This window comes from Acetatifactor sp., from assembly GCF_982438285.1.
In genome coordinates, this window is the sequence record NZ_CEWDFQ010000265.1 from 1 (window position 1) to 4,383 (window position 4,383).

At 46.7% G+C, this 4,383-nt stretch carries 6 protein-coding genes; all 6 read left to right on the forward strand.

Going from position 1 to position 4,383, the window contains the following annotated elements:
* Positions 1-113: transposon-encoded TnpW family protein (locus AC1WIP_RS12065; RefSeq protein WP_481142063.1), on the forward strand; the 113-nt coding region annotated here is incomplete at its 5' end.
* Positions 114-538: 425 nt separating this feature from the next.
* Positions 539-1,135, forward strand: coding sequence for a tyrosine-type recombinase/integrase (locus AC1WIP_RS12070; protein ID WP_481142058.1), 597 nt, complete (start codon positions 539-541; stop codon positions 1,133-1,135).
* Entirely contained in the window at positions 1,132-2,661 is a 1,530-nt protein-coding gene (locus tag AC1WIP_RS12075; protein WP_481142059.1) for a tyrosine-type recombinase/integrase, read from the forward strand. The genes AC1WIP_RS12070 and AC1WIP_RS12075 overlap by 4 nt, the downstream gene beginning before the upstream one ends.
* Positions 2,615-2,998, forward strand: a complete 384-nt coding sequence (locus AC1WIP_RS12080; protein WP_481142060.1) for a DUF6262 family protein — start codon at positions 2,615-2,617, stop codon at positions 2,996-2,998. Before AC1WIP_RS12075 ends, AC1WIP_RS12080 begins: the two co-directional genes overlap by 47 nt.
* Before the next feature lie 190 nt (positions 2,999-3,188).
* Entirely contained in the window at positions 3,189-3,686 is a 498-nt protein-coding gene (locus AC1WIP_RS12085) for an ATP-binding cassette domain-containing protein (RefSeq protein WP_481142061.1), read from the forward strand.
* A gap of 4 nt (positions 3,687-3,690) precedes the next feature.
* Positions 3,691-4,383, forward strand: a 693-nt coding sequence (locus AC1WIP_RS12090) for an ABC transporter permease (RefSeq protein WP_481142062.1), incomplete at its 3' end; no start/stop codon positions are given.

The window sequence follows — 4,383 nt, forward strand, 5'->3', positions numbered from 1 at the left end:
AGAAAATCGGCAAGACCACCTACAAGGTGCGCGTCCATTTCAGCCAGACCAGCACCGAAACCATGAGCGACAAAATCAAGCGTATGCTCAAAAACGAGATACAGCAGATGTAATTGCAAGTGCCCCGCAACGGATACAAGCCGCTGCGGGGCATTTTGCCGGTTCGGGCCATGTTGACCCTAAGCTGAAAATTGTGGCTTTTTCGTGAATTTGATTAAAAAGTCCTTGACAACTCGTTTCGGGAGTAACCAATCTGTCCATTGGCAATATACGGTCAGAACACGATTATGTTCGGAATTTCTTGGTCTGGCTCAACCAACCAGAGGACTTGGATGTCTGCTCGGCGGCAACGGAGCAAATAGACAGTTACTTCAAAGAGCTGCAGCAAAAATCACTGCTGGCCGCATCCTATAATGATCAGGTCATGGCGATCCTTCACTTCTTTAACTTCCTGCTGGTCAGAAAGTATATCGAAAGGATACCATTCAGCGAAGATCTCTATCTAAAAAAAGAGATCCCTGTCCACCATAACCGGAGTGTGGAACAGGAAGTGGCCAGGGAGATCCTCGCCAAGCTCTACCGATTCCCGGAGGAAATCCGACTGATGTATTTACATCTATGGGCTGTCGGGCTGCGGATCAGCGAGATATGCTCCTTGAAGGGGAATGCCTACTATGTACAGGGGCGGGATGCCTGGATTCAAGTCTATCAAAATAAAATGAGAAATTACAAGCGGATTCCCATTCCGACTGCCCTATATAAGCTGATGCAGGTATACCTGAAAAAGCATCAGATCAAGCCAGATGATTATGTATTTCAAAATCAGAAAGGCGGCGCATACCGGAGCAGCACATTCCGATGGAAAATGAAAGAATGCTGCCGGGAAAACAATATCCAGTATGGGGAGTACATCTTCCAATGCCATGATTACCGGCATACCGTAGCCACCAATTTTTACGACACAGGAGTTTCTATACAGAGTGTGCGGGATTATCTCGGACACAGCTATGAAGAAATGACGCAGCAATATCTTGACTATATGCCAAAGAAAATAGATAAGGCTAATGAAGAATATTTCAGCCAGCATAAAAGTCTGGCCGCTGGCCTGCTGAAGAAGGGAGGTGACAAAAAATGAGCAACAGGATCTATCTGAAGGAATTGCCTGCATATCAAAATCCTGCGGAACCATATCCACAGTGGGTTACCAAAAATCCATACTATGATCTGGAGCAGATCCCTTCTGCTATAATGCGGGAGGAATTAACCGCCTTCATCCATTATCGGAGTACACAGGTCGGGATCTCCAGGGTATATAGTGACCGTCAGGAATTCAATAAAGTGTGCCGGTTCCTGCAAACCTATGGCAAACGGACAAAAAGCCTGCGGGATAAAAAGCCTGAAATATGGATACGACAGTTCAAGGGCTGGATGCTTCAGGAGGGAATTCCATTGATGGAGCATGGTGTTCAGGCATATGGCTCAGAGTATACCTTCAAAGCACGGGCTATATCCTATCTGGAAAAAGTGCTGGAATTTCTGGAACCGGAGGACAACCGCCCGGAACAGGAAAAAGATGTGTGGAAACTGGAGAAACTGGACATTCCGATACGCTTTAATCCGATCAAATCATGCAAAACCCTCATATTCACGAAGATACTCCAACCAGAGATTCGGGAGGAAGTGAAAAAGGGGATTTACCTCAACCTACAAACAGAGGCTATCGCCTGTGTACAAAAGGAGCTGACTGCTGTCCGGCGCTTCTCCGCATATCTGGATGATAACCACCCGGAAGTAAAATCCTGCAGCGAGATTGATCGGGAACTGCTGGAAGATTATCTGGTCTATCTGAAAACTGAAGCTACAGAAACGAAGCATTTCCATGCAGACCTGAATCGTCTACGTGCCCTCCTGGACAGCATTGGAAAGGTGTGCGGATATCCTAACCTGGAATCCTTATTCCTCACAAGAGATATCCCGCCAACGCCAAAAGCTGAGTTTAAAGCCTATTCTGACGCAGAACTCAAGAGGCTCAATGCGGCCCTGGTAAAACTGGATGAGCAGGCAGCAAGACTAATGATTATCCACCAGATGCTTGGAACCAGGATCTCAGATACCATGACACTGGAACCTGACTGTTTATATGAAAAAGATGGAGTCACAATCATTCGCATCCGGCAGATGAAGACAGAATTTTATGAAAAACCCATCAGTGAGGAACTGGCCGCTCTGATTCAGAGAGCTATTTCTTACACCAGAGAAAGATACGGGGATACGACGTATATCTTCGTAAATGACAGCGATCCTACTAAGGCATTACAATACCATACTCTTCAAGCCAGAGTTGTTAGTATGCTCCGAGAGGAAAATATCCTGGATGACCATGGAGAACCATTCGGATTCGGTACGCATATGTACCGGCATACCTATGGCATGAAGCTGACAGAGATGCACTTGGATGATTGGACAATCGCCAAGCTCCTGGGGCATTCCAGTGTACGAAATGTTCAATACTATCGGAAAATGAGTAATCAGATACTCGCCGATGAAACCCGGCAGATCAGACACCGCCAATCACAAATCATATTAGAAAATTTAGATGGATGGGAGGAAGAATATGCAAAAATACGAGAAGATGATCGCCTTGAACCGGCAGATCAGTGACAAGAAAATCAAGTTGGCCAAAGAAACCATTTGGAGAATGCTGGACGAAGGAGAAAAGATCACGATTCCAAAACTGATGGCAAAGACAGGATTATCCAGAGGATTCTTTTATAAAAATCCGGCAGTGCGCCAGGAACTGGATCGGGCGCAAGAGCAGCAAGCCGGAATGCCTGATCCCAGGCGGGGAATCCTTGATATGGCTATGGACAATGAGATGAACAATATGCATGAACAGATGATAGCGCTCCAGAGAGAAAATGAGGAATTGCAGAAGGAAATCGCGAGACTCCAGAAAAAAGTTGATCAAAAGCAGCGCAATGCATTTGGAAGACTATAAACCAAAACATACATAATCCGACAGACCAAAACAGGCTACCGGATCAACAAAAACACATAAATGAGAACGGGCATGGTTGAAAGACCGTGCCTTTTCTCTCGAAAATATCAGAAGAAGAGGACACAAAACACAGTTTTGTATACCGTTAAGCCCAGCGTTTACAAGGGATTGCGGGGGCGGGCTAAATTTTATGGACGAACCCATCAATGGCCTGGATGCGGACGGCATGCGGATCATGCGGGAGGTGCTGGTGGATATCACAAAGAACTACCGATGCACCGTTGTGATTTCCTCCCATATCCTGGGCGAGCTGGAGAAGATCGCAACACATTACGGCATTGTCCGGGGCGGAAAGATGATCGGGGAGATGACCGCTGAAGAGCTGGACGCGGACTGCCGTACCTATACGGCCCTGCAGACCCGGGACAAAAATAAGACAAAGGCTCTGCTTGGCTGTAAATATTCCCGTGTGGAAGAGGATGAAAGCGGGTATATCCGCGTGTATGATGCTGCTCGTCCGGAAGAGATTGTCACCTATCTGTATGAAAACGGAATCCTGGTCAGTGAAATTCAGACAGATAAGATTGGCCTGGAAGAATATTATATGGATTTGATGAAAGAAAAGGAGGGCAAATCCTCTGCTCCTGCAAGGCAGTGGCATTTTCCTTCGGAAAACAAGGAGGATTGATAATATGGAAATGGCAGAGAAAATCCAATTTGATCATAACAGCTTTGGGAAAAGGCTGAAAAGTATGTTATCGGTGGACTTCCGCAGAATGTTCACAACACCGTTTCTTTACATCATGGTGGGTATCTGTCTGGTCATGCCGGTTCTGATTTTGGTCATGACCACTATGATGGACGGCTCTGTTACGGTAGACCCGCAGACGGGCGTGGAAACAGTGGTGGAAGGCTTTGAGAATACCTGGCAGGTCATCGCCGCGGTAAGTACCGAAAGCACCGGGATGTCCATGGATTTAACGGGTATGTGCAACATTAATCTGATTTACTTTTTAATCGCTGTGCTTGTGTGTGTCTTTGTGGGGGATGATTTCCGGAGTGGTTATGTAAAAAATCTGTTTACCGTCCGGGCCAAAAAGGGAGACTATGTGATCTCCAAATCTCTGGTGTGCTTTGCAGGCGGCGTGCTGATGCTCCTGGCTTTCTTTGTGGGAACGATGCTGGGCGGAGCGATCTCCGGACTATCTTTTGATACAGGCGCGGCAGGGGCTGGCGGAATTGTCATGTGTATGCTGTCAAAGCTGCTTTTGGCGGCTGCATTTGTCCCGATTTATCTGCTTTGGAGCGTGGCAGGCAAGCAAAAGCTGTGGCTTTCTCTGATTGGTTCCTTCTGTGTCAGTATGCTGTTCTTTATGATGATTCCC

Excerpts from the sequence above, each read along its gene's own strand:
- AC1WIP_RS12085 (WP_481142061.1), top strand. The coding sequence starts at position 3,189 with ATGGACGAACCCATCAATGGCCTGGATGCGGACGGCATGCGGATCATG.
- AC1WIP_RS12075 (WP_481142059.1), top strand. The coding sequence starts at position 1,132 with ATGAGCAACAGGATCTATCTGAAGGAATTGCCTGCATATCAAAATCCT.
- AC1WIP_RS12080 (WP_481142060.1), top strand. The coding sequence starts at position 2,615 with ATGCAAAAATACGAGAAGATGATCGCCTTGAACCGGCAGATCAGTGAC.